This window comes from Vibrio sp. EJY3 (genome assembly GCF_000241385.1).
Lineage (GTDB): Bacteria > Pseudomonadota > Gammaproteobacteria > Enterobacterales > Vibrionaceae > Vibrio > Vibrio natriegens.
Genome location: NC_016614.1, coordinates 1,553,392 through 1,575,226 on the forward strand (window position 1 = coordinate 1,553,392; position 21,835 = coordinate 1,575,226).

Annotated in this window: 17 protein-coding genes; 10 read left to right on the plus strand and 7 right to left on the minus strand. The window is 42.8% G+C overall.

Annotated elements, in window-relative coordinates; genetic code table 11:
- Positions 1 to 9 precede the first annotated feature (9 nt).
- Positions 10 to 513: a porin family protein gene (locus VEJY3_RS22755; protein WP_014234784.1), complete on the plus strand. Its 504-nt coding sequence runs from the start codon at positions 10 to 12 to the stop codon at positions 511 to 513.
- Between the two features lie 88 nt (positions 514 to 601).
- Here VEJY3_RS22755 and VEJY3_RS22760 read toward each other — a convergent pair.
- The 5 genes from VEJY3_RS22760 to VEJY3_RS22785 all read right to left on the minus strand — a co-directional run bounded on the left by VEJY3_RS22760 (position 602) and on the right by VEJY3_RS22785 (position 9,011).
- A protein-coding gene (locus tag VEJY3_RS22760) for an IS3 family transposase (protein ID WP_086027224.1) occupies positions 602 to 1,761 on the minus strand; the annotation gives its coding sequence in 2 pieces (ribosomal slippage) (positions 602 to 1,503 and positions 1,503 to 1,761; 1,161 coding nt in all).
- A gap of 717 nt (positions 1,762 to 2,478) precedes the next feature.
- On the minus strand, positions 2,479 to 2,907 hold the full coding sequence (locus VEJY3_RS22770) for a hypothetical protein (protein WP_014234787.1): 429 nt from the start codon (positions 2,905 to 2,907) through the stop codon (positions 2,479 to 2,481).
- A gap of 329 nt (positions 2,908 to 3,236) precedes the next feature.
- Positions 3,237 to 4,094 carry a pyridoxal kinase PdxY gene (pdxY, locus tag VEJY3_RS22775; RefSeq protein ID WP_014234788.1) on the minus strand — a complete coding sequence of 286 codons (858 nt, stop codon included), beginning with the start codon at positions 4,092 to 4,094 and terminating at the stop codon, positions 3,237 to 3,239.
- 235 nt (positions 4,095 to 4,329) lie between these two features.
- Complete coding sequence (gene adiA / locus VEJY3_RS22780) at positions 4,330 to 6,624, minus strand: arginine decarboxylase (RefSeq protein WP_014234789.1); 2,295 nt, start codon at positions 6,622 to 6,624, stop codon at positions 4,330 to 4,332.
- A gap of 92 nt (positions 6,625 to 6,716) precedes the next feature.
- Positions 6,717 to 9,011 carry an Orn/Lys/Arg decarboxylase N-terminal domain-containing protein gene (locus VEJY3_RS22785; protein WP_014234790.1) on the minus strand — a complete coding sequence of 765 codons (2,295 nt, stop codon included), beginning with the start codon at positions 9,009 to 9,011 and terminating at the stop codon, positions 6,717 to 6,719.
- A 593-nt stretch (positions 9,012 to 9,604) separates the two neighbouring features.
- On the opposite strand from VEJY3_RS22785, the gene potE reads away from it, so the two are divergent.
- The 9 genes from potE (at position 9,605) to VEJY3_RS22830 (ending at position 18,796) form a co-directional block, all read left to right on the plus strand.
- The gene (potE, locus tag VEJY3_RS22790) at positions 9,605 to 10,948 is read left to right on the plus strand and encodes a putrescine-ornithine antiporter (protein ID WP_014234791.1); all 1,344 of its coding nucleotides are present in this window, start codon (positions 9,605 to 9,607) and stop codon (positions 10,946 to 10,948) included.
- Between the two features lie 49 nt (positions 10,949 to 10,997).
- Entirely contained in the window at positions 10,998 to 11,870 is an 873-nt protein-coding gene (locus VEJY3_RS22795) for a transporter substrate-binding domain-containing protein (RefSeq protein ID WP_014234792.1), read from the plus strand.
- A 97-nt stretch (positions 11,871 to 11,967) separates the two neighbouring features.
- Entirely contained in the window at positions 11,968 to 13,308 is a 1,341-nt protein-coding gene (locus VEJY3_RS22800) for an amino acid permease (protein WP_202796687.1), read from the plus strand.
- A complete protein-coding gene (locus tag VEJY3_RS22805; RefSeq protein ID WP_014234794.1) occupies positions 13,301 to 14,239 on the plus strand; it encodes a cation diffusion facilitator family transporter in 939 nt (312 codons plus the stop codon). Before VEJY3_RS22800 ends, VEJY3_RS22805 begins: the two co-directional genes overlap by 8 nt.
- A gap of 35 nt (positions 14,240 to 14,274) precedes the next feature.
- The gene (locus tag VEJY3_RS25135; RefSeq protein ID WP_014234795.1) at positions 14,275 to 15,165 is read left to right on the plus strand and encodes a DMT family transporter; all 891 of its coding nucleotides are present in this window, start codon (positions 14,275 to 14,277) and stop codon (positions 15,163 to 15,165) included.
- Positions 15,166 to 15,277: 112 nt separating this feature from the next.
- Entirely contained in the window at positions 15,278 to 15,490 is a 213-nt protein-coding gene (locus tag VEJY3_RS22815) for a DUF1656 domain-containing protein (protein ID WP_014234796.1), read from the plus strand.
- 10 nt (positions 15,491 to 15,500) lie between these two features.
- The gene (locus VEJY3_RS22820) at positions 15,501 to 16,364 is read left to right on the plus strand and encodes an HlyD family secretion protein (RefSeq protein WP_014234797.1); all 864 of its coding nucleotides are present in this window, start codon (positions 15,501 to 15,503) and stop codon (positions 16,362 to 16,364) included.
- Positions 16,365 to 16,378: 14 nt separating this feature from the next.
- Positions 16,379 to 17,734 (plus strand): FUSC family protein, encoded by a 1,356-nt coding sequence (locus VEJY3_RS22825; protein WP_014234798.1) that lies wholly within the window; start codon positions 16,379 to 16,381, stop codon positions 17,732 to 17,734.
- A 558-nt stretch (positions 17,735 to 18,292) separates the two neighbouring features.
- Positions 18,293 to 18,796, plus strand: coding sequence for a porin family protein (locus tag VEJY3_RS22830; RefSeq protein ID WP_014234784.1), 504 nt, complete (start codon positions 18,293 to 18,295; stop codon positions 18,794 to 18,796).
- Positions 18,797 to 19,388: 592 nt separating this feature from the next.
- On the opposite strand, the gene VEJY3_RS22835 is transcribed toward VEJY3_RS22830, so the two are convergent.
- Both VEJY3_RS22835 and VEJY3_RS22840 read right to left on the minus strand, forming a co-directional pair.
- Positions 19,389 to 20,393, minus strand: a complete 1,005-nt coding sequence (locus tag VEJY3_RS22835; RefSeq protein WP_014234799.1) for a LacI family DNA-binding transcriptional regulator — start codon at positions 20,391 to 20,393, stop codon at positions 19,389 to 19,391.
- A 253-nt stretch (positions 20,394 to 20,646) separates the two neighbouring features.
- Positions 20,647 to 21,732: a porin gene (locus VEJY3_RS22840; protein ID WP_014234800.1), complete on the minus strand. Its 1,086-nt coding sequence runs from the start codon at positions 21,730 to 21,732 to the stop codon at positions 20,647 to 20,649.
- Positions 21,733 to 21,835 lie beyond the last annotated feature (103 nt).

Genomic DNA, 21,835 nt, shown 5'->3' on the forward strand with positions numbered 1-21,835 from the left:
AGACATAATATGAAAAAATTCGCAGCAGCTTCAGCTATCATTCTTGCAACAATGGCCGCATCACCTGTATTCGCCGCTGACACCGACTGGTTCGCAGGTGTGGGTGTGGGTTACCAAAATGATCACCTATCTCATGACCAAAATGGTGAAGACGTAACGACTCAACTTCGTGGTGGTGCAATCATCAATGACCATCATCGTGTGATGGGGACTTATGGCTACATGGATAAATCTGAACAGCACTCTTTTCTAGCTTCTTATGACTACATGGTTCCAGTATACAAAGACATCAGTGTTTTTGTGGGTGCGTCAGCCGGCGTAGCGAAGAACGATATTAACGACCATAGCTCAACAGATTTTGTTTATGGTGGACAAGTAGGTGCTACTTATAAAATCAATGAAAACTGGTCAACAGATTTAACTTATCGCTACCTAGAGCAAGACTACGACGAAAAAAATACAAAAGTGGATAACTCTCAACAAGTATTCCTAACAGTTGATTACCATTTTTAATTTACTGAATTACTCTGATATTAAGCCACCATTTAGGTGGCTTTTTTATTGCCTGCTATAAACCTTAAGTGAGCAGCTTGTGTAGTGGTCAACAAATTCCGGACACAGATTTAAGCCGATTTTCGGCATTGACTGGAGACAGCCCATCATTGGCTTGATGAGGCCGTTGCCGATTGTAGTAGTCCATCAAATAGTAGCTGATATCTTTCTTCGCTTGAGTTTGGGTCAAGTAACCCGTTGCTGGTACCCATTCAGTTTTCAGGCTTCTAAATAGCCTCTCCATTGGAGCGTTGTCCCAACAGTTACCTCGACGACTCATGCTTTGGGTTATGCGATATCGCCAAAGTCTTTGACGAAATTTACGACTGCTGTACTGGCATCCCTGGTCTGAATGGAACATCACGTTTTGAGGCCGACCTCTTTGCTCCCAGGCCATATCTAGGGCTTTAGATGCTAATTCGGCATCAGGCTTATCCGATAGAGACCACCCCACAACGCGTCGGCTAAAGAGGTCAAGTACCACGGCGAGATAACTCCACTTCGAACCTGACCAGATATAAGTAATATCGCCGCACCACACTCGATTTGGAGCAACCACAGAGAATTCACGCTTCAGCAGATTCGGGATATCCAGCCGCTCTGATTTGGCCTGCTTATATCGATGCGAGCCTGGCTGTTTGCTCATCAGACCGGCTTCTTGCATTATCTTCCGCACCTTAAATCGCCCGATGTCGATGTTTTCTGAACGTAACATGGATACAAGGGCACGACTGCCAGCAGCACCTCGGCTCATGTTGAAGAGCTCTTTAATTCGGCTTGATAGCCGAATACGATTAGCATCCGGCTTTCTCTGTTTAAACTCGTAGTAACAGGAAGAAGCCACATTGAACAGTTCGCAAAGCATCTTGACCGGCTCATGCTCCCTTAACTGATCAATTAACGAGAACGTTCGAGTTCGTCCGACATTAAGAGAGCGGTGGCCTTTTTTAGTATGGCTTTCTCTCTTTCTAACCGACTAATTCTGGCTTCTAATTCCTGGATTTTTTGTTGTTCAGGCGTAAGGGCCTTGGCCGTCGGAGTTGTACCACCACGCTCAATCTTGAGTTGGTCGACCCACCGTCGTAAAGCTGTTTCACCCACATTCATGGAGCGTGCTGCTTCAGGTACTGAATATCCTTGGTCAAGAACCAAACTTGCAGCATCCATTTTGAATTCAGCAGAAAATGTACGTCGTTGTCGTTTTGTCATGGAACACCTCATTTATGGTGGAGACTTTACCACCTAATTTGGTGTCCGGGATCATTAAACCACTACATTGCCTAGCACAAAAGGTTTTTATAATAAGGTGTTTATAAAATAGATATAAATACCACATTCTATCGTTGTATTTAATAAATCTCGCTTTCAAAACATATCGGTTAAAGAGGCACCAATACCTATTATTTTCTGACTATGATTATAATAAATTAAGATCTCACTATAACCATTTTAGTATTTGCATAGCCTTGCAGAAGTGACAAAAATGGCACTGTAATTCTAGTATACACATAGCCATAAGGATCAATTCCCTAACTCCCTCGCGACATAACAATGAAATAAGGGCTAAAATTGCCCGTAGAGTTTTCTGTGATGAGATTATCGGACTCTGTAATAATGGTAAGGAAAGAATTTATACGCTTGATAGTCTAGATACGCACGAAGTTCAGCGAAAGGAGCCAGTTACGCAATCGTTCTATATTTAGAGAGTGTGAAGTTACTGCGGATATTAATGTCAGAGCATTACTAGGTATGAAAGGAAGAAATACGTCGGCGAACCGCTATTTTTGAGCTTTTGATTATGTGCATTCCAGTTGGTGATTTTTACTTCTGATGTACCCATCTGCTTTAGCCTATACTCTGCTCTCAAAGTAGCAGAGTAAGGGCTATTAGGAGCTTCCATCAATTGAGTCAACACCACCCTATGTATTACTTATATTCTATAACTCTCGCTAAATAGTTAAATTGACCTGAGTTACCGTGATAATTTCTATAAACGTCAACACTAAAGTAGTTAGGCAACGTCACATCTAAGTGTTCGAGAATCCCCTCTTCTAATGAGTCAAGAGTATCTCCAGTATGCGAATAAACGAATTGTTTATTTACCACTTCTAAGTTCAGTACCTTTGATTCCTTACGTGATACGTAGTTGTTTCTATCAACCCAAATCCCAAAAAATTCAACTATTTCATACCTTGAATCTTTATCTATCATAATAAAGGTTGCACCTTTTTCATATATATGATGCAGTTGTCTCATATCACTATCTATTTTCTGTTGGTCAAGAGATACACCATTTTGCGCCATTACACCGGCAGAAGCAGTTAACAAGACTAGTGATAATAAATTCTTATTCATTTATTTACCTACTTAAATTTATTTCGGGACTACTAAATCGATAGTAATAAATATTCTCACAGATGTTTCTATTCTACGAAACTCTCTGAACTAATCGAACTGCCAATATAATGGTTGCTCGAGAAATAGCATTACATATCAGATAGTATCTTAACTATAATATTTTCATTTCTATATGAAATTCTCAAAGCACTACATATCCAAAACTTAACTCACAATTTAATTAAAAATTTAAGAGTTTTATTTATTAGTGCAAAAGATGCAAGTGTTGCTCATAACCTAAATATATGGAAGTACTCTACTATCAAATATATTTAGGTATAAAAATGTTAAGCGATTTTGATCACGTTAAACTCATGCGTTGGCTCAACAAACTCGTATTGAGCACTGATTGTCTGAAGTTCCCATGTGTCGCAATCTTTAGTGACCTCTAAGACACCATAAACTGCGTTGTTTGTATGTTGAAATGCGGCTACTGGGGACATTCCTTTCATCAAGCACGCGGTGAAAACGGCTGAGATAAGATCTCCAACTCCGACAGGTTGCTTCGTGAACTCGATATTCGGCCTTTGCGTTAAATAACAAGCCTTCGGCGTCGCAAGTATCATTTGGAATTCATCAGATGCCGGTGTATGAAGGTGCTTAACTAAAACGGCTTTTGGCCCCATTTCCAACGCTTTTTTGCATGCGGTCACCGCATCATACAGTGTATTTATTTCCACGCCGGTTATCGCTGTGAGCTCGTACTGGTTTGGAACAATCACATCAGCGACAGGCACCAAAGAGCGGATGATTTCCTCTTGAACACCAGCTTCAACAATACAGCCTTTATCAGGGTCCCCCATGACAGGGTCACAAACATAAATAGCATTGTGGTTACGCTCTTTGATCAACGTCACTGCATCCACGACGGCTTTGCACTGATTAGCACTGCTTTGATAACCAGAAAGAACCGCATTACACTCTTCTAACTTTCCAATGTTATCTATACCTTTAATAAGCGTGCGAATATCATCTGAGCTTAACTTTTGTCCAGTCCATCCCTGTTCGTATTGAGTGTGATTAGAAAATTGTACTGTATTAATGGGCCATACCTCTAACCCCATACGTTGGATTGGAAATACAGCAGAACTGTTACCTGCATGCCCATAAACAACATGACTTTGAATTGAAATAATACCGCTCATAATTACTTTTTGACCTACGTAAATCTAGTTAGGCCTATATTAATTTTAATTTCAGAGTAACTGTTAATCGCATATGTAGGATCAAACTCTCTTTAAAGAACGTGTTCGAATTTGGGCAACTTACGTTAGTTCATGTCCTAATTGAGCTAAGTGTTATAACTAACTAAAAGTGAGTGAAATACGCCCCAAAAGCTGGCTTTCAGCGATTGGGGCGTTGTAAAAGGACTATAATGGACTATTTCAAACACAGCACACAGTATGTGCCATTTTCTATTTCAGCCCCTTCTACTTCATGCTCAAAGCCAGGGAATCGACTGTCCCACTCGCCCAGTTTAACTAGGTAGTCAATCTGAGGGCTGTTTTGTACATCAAACTTCTCACCTGACATCATCATTGGAATGCCCGGTGGGTATGGCATTACCGCATTCGCCGCAATACGGCCATGTAGTTGATCCGCTGGTACAAGCTCTACCTCATCTTTTACAAGACGCTGGAACGTCTCGCGAGGCGTGAATACTGGCTCAGGGAGTGATGAGTACGCACGGTTTAGTGAAGTACCTGGATCTTCATTCTTGATAAAATCAAACATTTGGTCACCCAAGTCTTTCAAGCCGAGACCTGCGTATCGCTCTGGGTTTGCTTTCACCAATTTTGGAATGGCTTGCTCTAACGGCGTGTTCTCATCGTACATGCGTTTGAAATCCAGCATAGTGTTCACCAATGTCGCCCATTTACCACGCGTGACACCAATACTGAACAGGAACATCACCTGGAAGTCTGTGGTACGTGTTGGAACAATGCCAAACTGACCTGCATAAGCAGTAAACAGTTCAGCAGGAACCCCTGACTCTTGCAAGTTTCCATCTTCATCCATCCCTGGAGTTAGTAGGCTGACTTTAACCGGATCAAGCATCACCCAGTTATCTTCTAACTCTGTAAAGCCGTGCCACTTGTCTTCAGGGTTTAAACGCCAGCAACCCTGCTCTGTTGACAAGAGTTCGAGCGGCGCTTCTTCAAAGTTGAAGGTTTCACCGGTCGCAGGATCAGTCACTACCTCGGCGTTCCATGGTTTAAAGAACCAGTCGCCTTCAGCAGCATGCTTCTTATGCACACGACCAATCGCTTGACGGAAACCAATCGCTTCTTCAATCGCTTCATTGGTCAGTAACTTACCACCATTGCCGTCCATCATTGCTGAGGCAATGTCATTTGACGCAACAATCGAGTACAGCGGAGACGTCGTCGCATGCATCATGTATGACTGGTTGAAACGATCGTGTGGGATAGAATCACGACCTTCACGCATGTGGATGTATGATGCTTGCGATAGTGCCGCTAACAACTTGTGCGTTGAGTGGGTCGCAAATACGGTTGGCGCATTTTCATCACTTTTTGCATCGTCACGCATCGCAAAGTGCTTATCGTAAATCGGGTTGAAACGCGCATAGCCGTACCATGCCTCATCCATGTGTACACGTGGCGAGCTTTGACCAAGTAGGTGCTCTGCTTTTTCTGCGTTATAGCACAGGCCGTCGTAAGTACAGCTCGTTAATACAGAATAAACCGCGTCTTTGTTATCTAAGTCTTTGGTTAATGGGCTTGTATTGACTTTATGTTGAATACTTTCTGCCGACATATCGCTGGCCGGTACTGGGCCGATAATGCCGTACTGGTTACGGGTCGGGACTAGGTATACTGGGCGAGCACCTGTTAGCATAAGTCCTTGTTCAACCGATTTATGACAGTTTCGGTCACAGATCGCAACTTCATCTTCAACCATACACGCTTGCATAATGGTACGGTTTGATTCAGATGTACCACCTACCACGTTGTAAGACCGATCAGCGCCAAAGACTTTAGCTGCGTATTTTTCGCTCTCCGCGATAGGACCAGAGTGATCAAGCAGTGAACCCAATTCACCACGCTCGATCCCCATATCGGTACGGAACAGGTTTTCACCATAAAAATCAAAGAACGCACGACCAACCGGTAGCTTAGTGAAAGCGATACCACCTTGGTGACCAGGTGCAGACCAAGAGTGCTCTTTACGCTGTGAGTACTTCGCCAATGCAGCTGCAAATGGAGGAAGTAGCTGATCACGGTAACGTGTTACCGCTGCAATCATACGGCCAGCGATAAAATCAGCAGTGTCTTGTAACATCCAAACGAACTCTGTGGTTTTCTTCATCACATCTTCGTTGATCGTTTTCACTTTATCGCTGTGTGTTGCCATTAGGAACACGGGAATATTGGCATGACGATTAGACAGTTCATCTAGAATGAGCTTCGCCGCAGCGTGGTCATCAGCGCCATTTTGCAGTTCCCAGTTCAAAAAGACACCGTGGATAGAAGCATCTGAAGAAGCCGTAGCGATACCATCATCAAAAGACGTGGCATGTGTAACGATCACATCGCGCATGTTTAGCTCTTCAATCAGTGCAGAAACGTTACGAAACATACTTGTGTTGAAAGCACTATCATCAATCACTAGCACTTTACTTTTTACTGGCTTATAACCTGTAGAAATCATGTTTTTTCCTCTATGCGCTCCTAGATTATGGAGCGAATTAAAAATTTATATCGTTTAAGTACGGTGAGGCCGAAAGCCCCACCATCGAACTCTTATTTCAAACAGTACAGGCTGTAATAAGCCTCACCCTGCTCGTTAGTTTCAATTTCAACGCCGTGAGTATCATGCTCAAAGCCCGGGAATAAGGCGTCGAAGTCTTGCAGAGCGAGCAAATAATCGATGACTGCGGTATTACCCGCTTCAACTTTTTCACCAGGCATCATCAACGGTATACCTGGCGGGTAAGGAACAACCTGCACGGCCACGACACGACCAACCATTTCTTCTACAGGCACGCGCTCTACATTCCCTTTAACCAACTGTCCGTAAGTTTCACGAGGGCTTTTAACGACATCTGGAAGTTGCGTAAATGCACTGTCCATATGCGTTAACATACCTGTGCCCGATATAGCGTTATGCATTTGCTGAGCAAGGTCTTTAATCCCCATATCCGCATAGCGCTGTGGATGTTCTTCAACCAAGTTTGGCAATACGATACTGAGTGGTGTGTTGGCATCGTAGTGACGCTTGAACTCCACTAAACCAGAGATCAACGAGCCCCACTTTCCTTTGGTTGCACCAATAGAAAATAAAACTAAGAATGAATAAGGCTCGGTTTTCTCAACCACAATACCTCTGCTAGACAGGAACGATGACACTAACGTCGCCGGGATACCGGTCTCCTCTAGTTCACCGCCAATATTCATGCCAGGAGTCAGTACGGTGGCTTTAATCGGATCAAGCATGCAGTAATCATCGCCTAGGTCGTCAAAGCCATGCCATTGTTCGTTCGGCTTTAGATACCAACAGCTTGCATCTGTTTTTAACTTCTTATCATCCACTTGAACGAACGGGACACCTTCAACCGCATCGGGTTGCCACATGTCAAACCACCAGTCGCTCTCATCACGCTCAAGGATTTGATCTTTGATACTGACGATGGCTTTACGAAACGCGATGGCTTCGCTGATGCACTCATCTGTAAGATATTCACCGGAATCGTCCATCATTTTGGCCGACACATCGGTCGACGCGATAATGCTGTATTGTGGCGAGGTCGACGTGTGCATCATAAACGCTTCATTAAACAGCGCAGGATCTACAGGAACCTTGCCTGAACGTAAGTGGATCATTGAAGCCTGTGAGAGAGCCGCGAGCAACTTGTGTGTTGAATGCGTCACGGAGATCGTAGCGTCATCTGGATGACGTTCGCCGCGGTGCATACCATAACGGCCTTCATAAAGCTCATTAAAGCGAGCATACGCATACCATGCCTCATCGTAGTGGATACGAGGTACTGACTCGCTTAATAGGCGCGTTGTGGTTTCAACGTTGTAGCACAAACCGTCATAGGTCGAGTTGGTTAATGCAGCAAGTACTGGCAGTGTCTCTTTGTCTGTGACAATTGGGCTTTCATCCATTTTCTGTTTGATAGCATCTTGTGTCATTTGATTGGAAGGTACCGGGCCAATCACACCACGAGCATTACGCTTAGGCACCATATAAATTGGCATTGCCCCGGACATATTTAATGCATAGTTCAATGACTTATGGCAGTTTCGGTCAACCAAAACCGTATCGCCATCTGTGACAGCGGAATGTAGGATAATTTCATTACTTGATGAACTCCCACCCACAGAAAAGTATGTATGGTCTGCGCCAAATACTCGAGCCGCATTTTTCTCCGCTTCTCCAACAGGACCGTTATGATCATTAAGGGAACCAAGCTCGCCGACCGATATAGAGAGGTCTGAACGCAGCATTTGCTCACCATAGAAATCAACAAAGGCTTTACCGACAGGCGTTTTCATGAAAGCCGTGCCACCTGTGTGGCCAGGGGTATGCCAAGAGTATTCATGCGAATCGTCAAAATTCACCATGGCACCAAAAAAAGGCGGTAGGATAGTGTCGAGATAACGCTTAGCGGCCGCCTTAATTCGTCCTGCTATAAACTTAGGGCTATCTTCAGGGACGTAGATAACACCATCCATAGCTTCAACAAATCTAAGTGGGATCGAAGATGAATGGTGTTTAGACATTCCAAGCAAAATGGGAATCCCCGAGCAACGCAAACGGATATTTTCAATGACTTGTAATGCTATCTCTTGATTTGACTGACATAGGTGCCAACTAATAATCACCGCGCTGTATGCAGGATTTGAAGAAGCATAAGTTGCAAAATCATCTAATGTTTTGCACACCTCTATATTAATATTATCTTGTTTTAGATAATTAGTAATTGATTCGACACTTTTTGCATTTGCATTGTTGTCACTTAAATCAGCGACTAACAATACAGGAAACTGATTTGCCAAACGCTCTGGTAGGTTGTGGGAATTCTTATTCACAGTTCCTCCTTAATAAGGATTAATTTAAGATTGTTGTTTCACATCAGGACGCCATTATGTTCTCTAACGCAAGGATATTTAAATCGCTTATGACGGATCAGATCATTCAAATAATCAATAAATAATCAATAAATAAAAACACTCATTAGATAATTGAACTTTTGTTTATCCTCTCATTAATTCCTAAGCATCCAATTTAGTACCCCTCACTCCAAAAAAAATTAAATCATTGATATTAATATAATAAAAACTCAACCTGTGTCCACCCCCCCCCTTCCAAAACCGACTAAGCTTCAGGTTTTGACGGACGCAATCATCCAAATGCGATTATGATAGCCGTCTAATTACTACTAATATCCCCACTCGATTTAAATCAACGTCGTAGTTTTCATACTGTTTAATTTTTAATATCAGTAATCAATAAAACTAGTCGAAATTTTAATTTGTATTGATTTAATCATTTTTAATCTATAACCATTTTCAATTTTTTGTGAGTTAAAAATAGAAATACGTGTAAATAAAAACACGTAAATTTCCATTTACACACAGAAAATAAATCTTTCAAAATTAAAACTTAACTCTAGGAGTTTAAAATGGCCGATTCTAATAACAAAAAGATGACGCTTACCGGGCTAACGACGTTAGTTGCGGTAAATATGATGGGCTCTGGCATTATCATGCTTCCATCATCTATGGCACAAATAGGAGCAATTTCACTCCTTTCGTGGATTGTTACCGCAATTGGCTCCATGGCAATCGCTTACTCATTTGCGCAACTTGGTGTGTTTTGTAACCGCTCAGGTGGCATGTCTGCCTACTCTGAGGAAGCGCATGGGAAATCCAGCTTTTTCATGGCGTCATTTCTTTATTACCTTTCTCTAGCAATTGGTAACGTTGCTATTGCTATTTCAGCGGTGGGATACTTGACACCATTTTTCCCCTGGCTGGGTACCGGAGCAACGCCACTGTTTGTCGGCGTAGTAGGTTTAATTTGGCTGACCATTGTTGCTAACTTTGGCGGGGCACGTTTAACCGGTAAAATTGGTGCAATTACAGTTTGGGGCGTCATCATCCCTGTTGCTGGTTTGGGTATTATCGGTTGGTTCTGGTTCTCGGCAGATACTTTTGCTCAAGCGTGGAACCCACAAAACCTGAAAATGTCAGATGCAATCGCGCAAAGTATTCCACTAACACTATGGGCATTCCTCGGTATGGAGTCTGCTGCGCAAAACTCCGACGCAGTCGAAAACCCTAAGAAAAATGTACCACTTGCGTGTCTGTTAGGTACGCTGGGCGCTGCAGTTATCTATGTTCTATCTACTGCCGTCATTCAAGGTATTGTTCCTAATGCTGAGTTAGCTAACTCTAGTGCGCCTTTTGCTTACGTTTACGCTCAAATGTTTAACCCATTCGTGGGTAATATCATCATGGCTCTAGCGGTAATTGCGTGTGTAGGCTCTCTGCTTGGCTGGCAGTTCACGCTGGCAGAAACAGCGAAATTTACGGCTGATTTCCGTATGTTCCCTAAAGTGTTTGCAAAACTAAACAAAGCTGGCGCGCCTGTAATTGGTATGGTGATTGCTGGTGTGATTCAAACACTGTTCGCGGTAACCACTATGTCTCCTGACGCAGCGGCGCAGTTTGGTAAATTGGTTGACCTTGCAGCCGTAACAAACATTGTTCCTTACATCACCGCAATCTCTGCACTGGTTATTGTCATGAAGAAAGCAAACGTAACGGGTAAAGCATTTACGCTGAACATCATTTGCATGCTGGTTGCGATTCTTTACAGCGCTTACGCACTTTACGCTTCAGGAATGGAAGCGGTATTTGGCGGCATGGTCGTGATGATGCTTTCTTATCTTCTTTACGGCTTCATTGCTTACCGTTTTGATAAAAAAGACACAACTCAAGCATCAGCCGAATCAAATAACTAATCAGTGGCAACACACCACTCATATTGATTAAAGAATTAGGAACATAGATATGTTAAATAAAAAATCATTGGTACAGAGTGCATTAGCACTATCCGTACTACTTCCTGTGACAATGAACGTTGCCTTTGCCAACGAAAACAGCCTAACGTTTGGCTACCTTGCTGATGAAGCACCGTTCTCATCTTTAAGCCAGGTAACCGGCCAACCAGAGGGCTACGCGATTGATCTTTGTAAAGCGGTTGCCAATTCGATGGACGTAGAGAGCAATAGTATTCAGTTTGTCCCTGTTACTCTAGACTCTGGACTACAAAAGCTTTCTAACAGCGAAATCGACATCTTATGTAGCGCGATCACACCAACGGCAGAGCGTCGTCAGCTGGCGAGCTTCTCGCTTCCCATCTTCCAAGGTGGCGTTAGCGCAGTGTTGAATCAAGATGCACAGCAAGACTTAAAACGTGTACTCGAAGGTAAACCTGCACACGAAGGTCCTAAATGGCGTGCCACTGTCAACCGTGGCCTTGCGAATCACACTTACGTCGTCCACAAGCAAACGGTGACAGAAGCCTGGGTTAAAGAGCAAGTTAAACGCCTTGGTGTTATTGCTAAGGTTGTCAGTGTTGATACTCACGAGCAAGGACTCGACATGGTTAACTCTGGTAAAGCAGACGCTTACTTCGCTGAAGTAGACTCTTTAAGCAGTGAAATGGCGAAAGGCGGTTTTGACAACCTAGAACTTTCAGGCCGTGTCTATGAGACAGCACTTCAATCACTAGCGGTTCCACGTAACAACGATGATTTTAGACTAAGCGTGGATAAGGCATTAAGTGCCGCATACCAAACTAACGAGTTCTCTGAACTGTTCCAACGTTACTTTGGTCAACAGCAAAGTCAGGACGTAATTCAATCTTACTCATTGAAGTAACTGACTCTGAACAATAAGCCCACTGTTGGAGATAACTTCCGGTGGGCTTGTTTACTCCCCTCAAATATTTGTTGAATTGACACACCAATGAAGGTTTATGATGACTGATAACACACCCGCCAAAACAAAGTCTTTAGGGTTTTGGACCTGTACGGCTTTGATCATTGGTAATATGATTGGCTCCGGTTTCTTCATAGCTCCTGCCGCACTCGCCCCTTACGGATCGGTTGCGATTATTGGTTGGGGCCTAATGGCAATGGCTGCGGTTTGTCTTGGCATTGTATTTGCCCGACTAGCACGAATTTCCCCATCAACAGGTGGACCCTATGCCTACACACGACTAGGTTTTGGCCGATTTACTGGCTTTTTAGTGGCCTGGGGTTACTGGATTTCCATTTGGGCCTCTTTACCCGCCATGGCTGCTGGTTTGGTTGGATATCTCAATAATCTTTTCCCTTTCCTTCATGAGTTGCGTGGCGTTAACGTTCTAATTGGCCTCGGCGCTATATGGTTAATTGCTGCGATTAATATCAAGGGTGTCAAAGAAGCCGGTATGTTTCAGGCGGTCACCGTCTACACCAAGCTGATCCCGTTTATTGGTATTAGTATCTTTGGGTTATTCTGGGTGGACTGGAGTCACTTTGCCGTATTAAACCCAAGTGACAAGCCGTTCTTTAGCGCTCTAGCGGCAACCGCTCCGTTGACGATGTTTGCTTTCTTGGGTATTGAATCAGCGACCGTGCCTGCTGGCGATGTAGAAAATGCCGATAAAACCATTCCACGCGCCACCATTGTCGGTACCTTGGTGTCTTCTCTAATTTATATTTTGGGGACAACCGTAGTACTGGGGGTACTGCCAAGAGAGTTTCTGATTCATTCCACTGCGCCGTTTGCCGATGCTGCTCACGTCATGTGGGGACCAACGGCGGCTACCATTATATCGATTGCCGCAGTTATTTCTTCCTTAGGTGCCATCAATGGCTGGACGTTACTCATGGGTCAGGTTCCTATGGCGGCAGCACGAGACGGTGCCATGCCCAAAGTGTTTGCGAAAGTGAACCGTGCTGGTTCTCCTAAGTACGGCATTTTAATTTCAGCTACCCTATCGAGCTTGCTGTTAATCGTCGATGTGTCAGGCGGCCAGGCAATGGCCACGTTTTACAATCTCATTGTCGACCTGTCGACTGATGCGGCCATGATCCCTTATGTATTCTGTTGTGTGGTAGAAGGCATTTTGTTTGTCAAAAAAGATAAGCTTTCTCGTGTGCTAAATATAAACGCTTATATTCCGATTGGCGCCATCGCATTCGTATTTTCTGTTGCGACTATTTACGGAAGTGGTCCTACTGCGGGGATGTGGAGCTTACTACTTCTGATGTGTGCAGTTCCGGTTTGGTTGATCATAGAAAAAGAAACACAAGATTCAAATAATGAGTAGTAACAGTACAAATGACAAAAAACTTATCCAATTTTCCATAACGATGGGTTGTCTCTATACGACGGCAGGAGTGGTATGGGGACTCCTCATACAATCGGGGATCATTCTTTTCGATGCGATATATTCTGGCGTGTCGATATTGCTCTCGATGATGACGATGTACGCACTGGTTATGATAAGTAAAGACAATAGCTTTGACTCAAACCAATTCCATCAGAGCAGTTTTCATATGGGTAGAACCGCTGTTGAACCGTTAGTGAACCTGGTTAAATCGTTCGTCATTATTTCTATCTGCCTCTATGGGTTTGTGAGCGCCGTATTGGTTTTGCATAACGGAGGCGCAGAAAATAATGAAAGCTTCTCGGGCATTGCTTATGGTCTCATCACCGCATTAATTTGTTTAAGCAGTTGGGGCTACTTAAAGTACTGCAGTCAGGAGCAGAACGACCTCATACAAGCCGAGTGTGAACAATGGTTAGTCGATGCGATATTCAGTCTTCTGGTGGTCGTTTCTTTTGTCATTAGCCACCTGATGATGACAACTGATTCTCTGAAGCACCTTGCTTCTTACGTCGACCCAATATCCGTGATTCTTGCTACGCTCTATTTTATTAAGGTTCCTATCACAAGATTGGTTAAGAGCATCAAAGAACTACTTGTCATGGCACCCGATGAGTCGGTTCAACAGGAAATCGAGGACATATTGCGCCCACTTTCGTCACGCTATTCATTTGACGATCATGTCGCGCGTATCACAAAAACCGGTCGACAGCTCTTCGTCGATATTACCTTTATCGATACCACCCCTTCTCGAATGTTTGAGATACAGGAACTGGACAAAATCCGTGTTGATGTCGAGTCGTGCCTAAAGCCACTGAGTAACCATCTTTGGCTCACTATCTCGTTTACTCATGATCGCTATTGGGCTTAGTCCGCCTTTTCTACACATCACGTAGAGGTTATAAAATGCAGAACAAAAAGATAGGTACTCTCTATGCCCTTTGTGGTGTGTTTATATTGAGTTTCGACAGTCTTCTGGTTAGGTTAGTCGACAGTTCACCGTGGAATCTGGTCTTCTGGAGAGGACTTTTCTTATCGGCAACCATTATCACACTCAAATATTTTGCATCGAGTAAGCATACATACGATGCTAAGCGATCACTTTCCATTGTGGACCTTATCGGTGGGTCTTCGTTTGCGATAGCAACCATCTTCTTTGTTCTGGCGATGAACAACACAGACGCGACAAGCACTTTAGCGATATTTAATACTGCCCCGCTGTTTGCCTCTTTCATCGCCTTCATCGTACTCCATGAAAAACTATCAACAGCTTTACTGGTTGCCATGATGGTTTCCATGTTGGGAATAGGAATAATTTTTCAACATGGTTTAGGTGTAGGTCAAGCCAAAGGGGATTATTACGCGCTCATTGCCGCTGTGGGATCGGCTTCTTATCTCGTAGCATTGAGAAAAAATCGTGGTGTAAACGGTCTCAGAATGCTCGTGATTGGAGGTTTAGTTATGTCCGCTGTCGCAATGATGAATGGTGCGGTGCCTGGCTCTCTAGGCGCTTTACAATTTATTTATATGGCTCTACTTGGCTGTGTAGTAGTTCCACTGTCTGGCTTTTTGATCTCTAAGTCATCCAATTATTTACCAGCAGGACAAACGTCCTTAGTGCTCTTGCTAGAGCTATTACTTGGTCCTCTTTGGCTGTTTTTAGTTCTCAACGAGCGCCCCGTCAAAGAGAACTTAATCGGAGGGAGCATTGTTTTGATAACGCTTATAGCTCATCGCCGTTGGGAACGACGCATTGAAAATACGCGCAGCAACAATGCCTTACCCATCATAAAATAGACACATATCTATAAATTTTGGCTTTTGATGGATACTGTCATACAAAAGCGATTACCTCTTCTATTCTGATTGCCTTATCTTTTCATTCATCAAGAAAACAGAGATAAACGCAATGAGCATAATGCCACATGAACTTGTCTGGGGAGAGGTCTATTTCCCTCCGCTACTACTGGTTATCGCATTGGCTTACATACTAACGCTGTTAGTGGGATCGATAGCAACCAAACTGGGGCTTCATAAGTACATTGCCTTCCCAGCGTTAGCCGAGATAAGTCTGATAGTTATTTTTACAGGCCTCGTTGGTCAGTTCATCACCATATTTTAAGGCGATCCCCGTGATTAAACGTTATTTCATCACTCTACTATTACTTTGTACCGCTGGTACTGTGTTTTACAGCTACTACCAAACATACGAAAATAACCCTTGGACCCGAGATGGCCAAGTTAGTGCTTATATTGTCTCAATAACGCCTCGCGTAACCGGACAAGTCACCGATATTTACGTGACTGACAACTCAAAGGTTAAAAAAGGCGATCTATTGTTTGAGATTGATCCGAGTATTTATCAAGCGACCTACAACAAAGCGTTAGCAAGTCAGAAACAAGCAGTCGCACTGTTATCTAAAGCGAAAAATGAAGAGCAACGTGCCTTAAAACTACAAAAGCGTACTCCCGGCGCAGTGCCAGTGCTGACTCTGAATAATTTAAGTAATGCGGTCGAAACGGCGATGGCGAATGTGGAGCTAGCAAAAGCCACTGTAGAAGAAGCGCATCTAAATCTCGATTTTACCAAAGTTTATGCACCTACCGATGGCTATATTACCAATCTAAACCTGCGCGTTGGTTCACAAGTAGTAGCTAACTCACCAGTGGTCGCTTTGATTGATGAAAATAGCTTTTGGATAGAGGGTTACTTCAAAGAGACTGATTTAGTTGGTGTCGACCCACAAGACAAAGCGTACGTCACCTTGCTCATGCACGATGACGTGGTATTAAAGGGTAAAATCAAGAGTATTGGATACGGCATCGCTAAGCAAGATGGCAGTACAGGTAACGATCTACTGCCTAACGTAAACCCTAATTTTCAATGGATACGTTTAGCTCAGCGCATTCCGATCAAAGTGACGCTAGACAAAATCCCCGAAAATCTACAGTTACGCGTGGGTATGACGGCTTCCGTTAAAATCATCAAAAACTAATTAGGTAGATTGCTATGTTTAATGCCTCGACGAAAGAAGCGATAAAAGCAGCACTCTCTATTGTTATCGCCATTTGCCTCGCCCTGTGGTTTCAATGGGAAAAACCATACTGGGCGGCGATTGCGGTTGCCGTCATGGCATTAAACGAGAGCTTCGCGCATTCACTGAACAAAGGCTACAACCGATTACTTGGGACTGTCGTAGGTATCGGATACGCTTTTTTTCTCATTGCTATGTTCTCTCAAGATCAGTTTTTGTTCTTAACCTTTTTTACCCTATTTCTTGGGGTATGTATTTTCATGTCAAGTGATGCCAAATATGGTTATGTATTTACGATGGGGTTTTCTGTCTGCTCCATCATCGCTTGTATGGGTGGGTTTGATAACCAAGCAACATTCCATTTTGCGTTGTTACGGGTACAAGAAACCATATTAGGCGTGATTACTTTTTCTGTGGTTTATCGACTCGTATGGCCAGTTAATACTGAACAACACTTCCTCAAATGTTTTGAGGCCGTTCGCTCTACATTACTCGAATCGGTCACAAATCCAGGCTCAGTCTTCACTGAATCTTTGGAGTCGAATACAGCAAACATTGAAAAGCTGTACCAACTCTTAAATCTACCACTTACAGGCAGTTATCGTTTAAAACAACATAGGAAAGTTTGGCGCAATCGAGTAGATGAACTCGCTCATATTCAAGCAACCTTGGTTGAATGTTCCGAGTCCAATACAAAACATAACCTCGACGACGAAAAGCTGATAGAACGACTAAAGAACTTTGATGCAAACAAGCCACAATACTCACTAGTTGATAACCAGAACGATCTTGTGATTCAACACGTTCAGACATCTTGGGAGCAAGAAAAACGCAGTTTTCTCCAGCACCTTAATGAAGATGGTCGTAAAGTTCTCCAAGGTGTGATCATGTTTGTCACATCTACATTAATTTGGATATATCTACCGATACCTGGAGGCTTTATATTCCCGTTGCTAGCTGGGGTATTCTCGTGTGTTTTACCCACAATGCCCCCTAGCGTTCTCAAAGACGGTTTTTTGGGCGTAATTGGGACCGGAACGGTCATTTTACTTCAATACGTATTTTTAATGCCATTATTGACCGAGTTGTGGCAACTGGCATTATTCTATTTCATTAACGTCATCGTTATCTGGAACATCTTTTCAACGCCAAAACTGATGATACATCGAGTTCTGGGTATTAACTTGTTAGTCGTACTTACGTCTGGAGCTTTAAACCTAACGCCGGTATATAAAATAGAAACACCGCTTCTTATGCTGACAAATATCTTGCTCACTCTGATGATAGCCAAAGTATTCAGCGACTTATTCAGAGTGCCTAGCAAAGCGTAAACACCCGAAATATCTGCCTCGTTAAATGCAATGTTTAATGAGGTTTTTATTTATTACAACGCTCCTTTCTATAGCCAATATTTCTCTAGCTTTCATCAGCAAACAACACCCTCACAGTTCACTCACACTCGCTGTATTGTCAATAAAAACCCGCTTAAAACTCTCAGGCTCATATATTCACACATCTCTTTAGAAAACAAGTTAAACAGGAGAACATTGAACGCTAAACCTTCATCAATCTAGTATCCTTTTAAGAATAAGAAATTGTTAAAATAGTATTTTACACACTAAAAATGAAAACTTTAAAAAATCATCAACGATATTTTACTATAGATTTTGTCTATTTCGTCAAATTAAGACCAGTGTGAATTTCATAAGTCAATGATTTATAGTGATTTAAGTGTAATGAGCAAATCAGGTTATTTACTTCCAATTACCACAGAGGATTGGATCATACATATGCGATTGTTCATTAGTCACATATTTAAATATTATGACCTCAGACAGCAAAAATAGCCTCCCGTTAGCGGGACAAAATATTCTTTTTGGAGACATAATATGAAAAAATTCGCAGCAGCTTCAGCTATCATTCTTGCAACAATGGCCGCATCACCTGTATTCGCCGCTGACACCGACTGGTTCGCAGGTGTGGGTGTGGGTTACCAAAATGATCACCTATCTCATGACCAAAATGGTGAAGACGTAACGACTCAACTTCGTGGTGGTGCAATCATCAATGACCATCATCGTGTAATGGGGACTTATGGCTACATGGATAAATCTGAACAGCACTCTTTTCTAGCTTCTTATGACTACATGGTTCCAGTATACAAAGACATCAGTGTTTTTGTGGGTGCGTCAGCCGGCGTAGCGAAGAACGATATTAACGACCATAGCTCAACAGATTTTGTTTATGGTGGACAAGTAGGTGCTACCTATAAAATCAATGAAAACTGGTCAACAGATTTAACTTATCGCTACCTAGAGCAAGACTACGACGAAAAAAATACAAAAGTGGATAACTCTCAACAAGTATTCCTAACAGTTGATTACCATTTTTAATTCGATTAGTTACTAAGAGTTAAGCCACCTTGGGGTGGCTTTTATTTAAAGTTAGAGAATTAAAAGTGGTCAACATAATGTCGACAAACAAGCTCTAGTTCTTTTGCCACTGAAATCTCCAATTTCTGAAAGTGCGAAGAGTATTTTTTACTGGACATTTTTTGTATAAGTTTGTAGAAAATGCCGAGTTAATGTATGTATCACTTTGTTTTATTTGGTAAGAATAAATGAAAATCCAAATTACAAATAGTTTTACACAACAGCCTGTGGCTCAAGACCTTCGCACACAAAGATATTAGAAAAGGTAGGTCAAAAGATGCTTTTGGCACGAAGGTAATAGTTTTGTTGAAACTCATCTTGGGGCACGAACGTGCCAGAACAGATCGACCTGATATGCTTTTGATGAATTTTTCACCAAATCATTAATTTGTGGTAAGTTGTGGTAATTCGTTTACCACAACTTACCAAAAGCCATTTTGGAGCAAAGGCTTTTGAGCGGTTGAATAGCCACCAACTTGATAGACACCTTTTAGTTAGACATTGGACCGCCACCGATCTCCTAGACAAATTTCGCCTATTCTTTATAGTGCCACTAAATAGTAGTTTTCCTCTCAATCAGCTTTACAGGCACCATCATTTTTACCAAGCTACTATTTTTATTGTTGATTTGATCGACAATGATCTTTACACACTCACGAGCCAATCGGCGGAAATCTTGGCGGAAGGTCGTTAACTGATAACTCAACCATTCAGTTTGTGGAATATTGTCGAAGCCAATGACTTTCAGATCTTGTGGAATACAAATGCCACATTCAATTCGAGCAATATCCATTACAGCCATCGCTAAGTTATCCGTCGCGCAAAATACTGCCTCTGGACGCTTATTATCTGTCAGCATTTCACGAATCTTATCCAGCGAACTTGAATAGTCGTAACTTGCTTCAATGATACGTGGCGTTTTACCAGTTAAATCTTCAAACTCAGAAACAAACCCGCTTTGGCGCTCATCATTAGTGAAGGTCGGCACTTCGCCAGTTAGATATACTACATTCTTCACGCCACTTGCATGAAGCAATTGAGCCGCTTGTTGCCCTGCTTCGTAATTATCACTGATAACATAACTACTTTTAGTACCTTCCACGACACGTGCATACTGAACGATAGGGATATTGAACTCTTCGCATTCTTCATAGAGTGACTTGTTAAACGTTGCCGAAGCAGCAATTACTCCATCCACGCGGTACTGGAAGATATTAGGGATCGAGTGATTATCTTTGTCGTCCACTTGCCAAGGAATCAACACTGCAGAGTATCCCTGCTTCTGCAATTCTGTTGAAATCAGTTGCAGTGTTTTCATGTGGATCGGGTAGTCCGCATCTGGAAATACCAAGCCAATCAACTTAGATTCGTTGGTGGTCAAGCTACGTGCAAAAGCATTGGGACGATAGTTTAGGGCTTTTGCGGCCTCGAATACCTTTTTCTTGGTCTTTTCTGACACAGAGCTACCCGGAACAAATACTCGTGATACGGTAGATTGTGAAACGCCAGCCAGTTTAGCGACGTCCTTCGATGTGACAGTTTGCTTTTCAGGATTCATTTAAGCTAATTCATAAGTCAGTTTAACTTTAATCAGGTTAACACATATAGTTACGTAGTCATAAAACGAATTAACTAGATATAAGAAAATAAAGGAGTAAGGTTTCCTTAAGAGCGTAAATTGGGTTGTACCCAAGCAGTGTATCACTTTCGGATGCGAAAAAGCCTTACCAAAAAAGGTAAGGCTGACTTATCGTTGCCATGCTCAATAATCCAGATGGGTTACATAACCGAAATCACTTGTCGAACAATGCTCAGAAGTAGTAGCGAATACCCGCCGCGAATTGATCGTCTCGGTTTTCAAATTTATTGCCATCGTATTGATCATTGCCTAAATCAAATTGGTACTCAGTCCAAACTAGGAATTTGTTTTTCTTGAAGTGATATTCGACACCAGGAATCAACAGGTTACGCTCGAAACCATTCGTTTCGTCACCACGATCTTTCAAGTAGTTATAGTTGATAGTCGGACGAAAGCCATTTACGAAATGGTAATAGGCAAAGAACTCACCGCCAAGTGTATCGAACAGGACATCACTTGACCCTTGACTAGCCGCTTCCCAGTTTTCGCCTATGTGGATAGTAAAACCAGTGTAGAACCCTTCATTACTGTAGTTGGTACCAACTAACAAAACACGCATGTGATCGCCGTCTTTCACCCCTACGGTAGCAGCGCTAAGGTCATCTAGTTCATTTTGGTGATAAGCAGCACCAAGTGTCAGGCCATCAACGGGCTTGTAGATGATTGACGCGCCAAGACCGTTTTTCAAAGAAGCAGTTGAGTTGCTGGCTAATGCAACATTTTCACGTGTAGTTTGGTAAGTAAAGCCGTAACTAATTCTCTCGTTAATTGAATTCCGGTAGGTGATGGAGTTTTCCGCTCGACCTGTACCAGATGAGATCCCCCAATCTGCGAGGTTATATACGCCTGAACCTCGTGAACCAAAGATACGGCCCATATCCGTAAACCATGCAATGTCATAAAAGGTTGACCATTGCTTAGTGCCCGCTGCTATTTTGCCGTATTTTTCATGCTGTACACCTGCATACAATAAGCGGTCATAAATATTGTCACCATTTGCGCCAGAGTTGTATCCCCACTCCGCGTGACCAAAGCCTACCCAGTCATTATCTAAACCCATTTGGCCTTTCAAACCAAAACGCGAGCTGCCGCTGTTCCACTCACCTTCATCATTGCCACCACGATCTTGGTAACGAGCTTCAAAACGACCGTCGAGGGTTAAACTGTCACCCGCGTCATTAGTAAAAGTGTGTGCAGCAAAGGTATTGCCAGAAGTCAGTGTGGTTAGGATCAGCGCAGAAAGAGCAGTTTTCTTCATCGTAATCTCCATATTTAGGTACTAGAAAGCCTCCAAGAGGCTTTATTCTCGGTAATAGTTTTATGTAAATAGGATGTACCCCATCCCTGAGGTACTAGTTGGG

What these genes read in the sequence shown, in the direction of transcription:
- VEJY3_RS22800 (WP_202796687.1), top strand. Translation starts at nt 11,968, where the DNA reads ATGATGACTGATAACACACCCGCCAAAACAAAGTCTTTAGGGTTTTGG.
- VEJY3_RS22755 (WP_014234784.1), top strand. Translation starts at nt 10, where the DNA reads ATGAAAAAATTCGCAGCAGCTTCAGCTATCATTCTTGCAACAATGGCC.
- VEJY3_RS22795 (WP_014234792.1), top strand. Translation starts at nt 10,998, where the DNA reads ATGTTAAATAAAAAATCATTGGTACAGAGTGCATTAGCACTATCCGTA.
- potE (WP_014234791.1), top strand. Translation starts at nt 9,605, where the DNA reads ATGGCCGATTCTAATAACAAAAAGATGACGCTTACCGGGCTAACGACG.
- VEJY3_RS25135 (WP_014234795.1), top strand. Translation starts at nt 14,275, where the DNA reads ATGCAGAACAAAAAGATAGGTACTCTCTATGCCCTTTGTGGTGTGTTT.
- VEJY3_RS22830 (WP_014234784.1), top strand. Translation starts at nt 18,293, where the DNA reads ATGAAAAAATTCGCAGCAGCTTCAGCTATCATTCTTGCAACAATGGCC.
- VEJY3_RS22815 (WP_014234796.1), top strand. Translation starts at nt 15,278, where the DNA reads ATGAGCATAATGCCACATGAACTTGTCTGGGGAGAGGTCTATTTCCCT.
- VEJY3_RS22805 (WP_014234794.1), top strand. Translation starts at nt 13,301, where the DNA reads ATGAGTAGTAACAGTACAAATGACAAAAAACTTATCCAATTTTCCATA.
- VEJY3_RS22840 (WP_014234800.1), bottom strand. Translation starts at nt 21,732, where the DNA reads ATGAAGAAAACTGCTCTTTCTGCGCTGATCCTAACCACACTGACTTCT.
- VEJY3_RS22835 (WP_014234799.1), bottom strand. Translation starts at nt 20,393, where the DNA reads ATGAATCCTGAAAAGCAAACTGTCACATCGAAGGACGTCGCTAAACTG.
- adiA (WP_014234789.1), bottom strand. Translation starts at nt 6,624, where the DNA reads ATGATTTCTACAGGTTATAAGCCAGTAAAAAGTAAAGTGCTAGTGATT.
- VEJY3_RS22770 (WP_014234787.1), bottom strand. Translation starts at nt 2,907, where the DNA reads ATGAATAAGAATTTATTATCACTAGTCTTGTTAACTGCTTCTGCCGGT.
- pdxY (WP_014234788.1), bottom strand. Translation starts at nt 4,094, where the DNA reads ATGAGCGGTATTATTTCAATTCAAAGTCATGTTGTTTATGGGCATGCA.
- VEJY3_RS22825 (WP_014234798.1), top strand. Translation starts at nt 16,379, where the DNA reads ATGTTTAATGCCTCGACGAAAGAAGCGATAAAAGCAGCACTCTCTATT.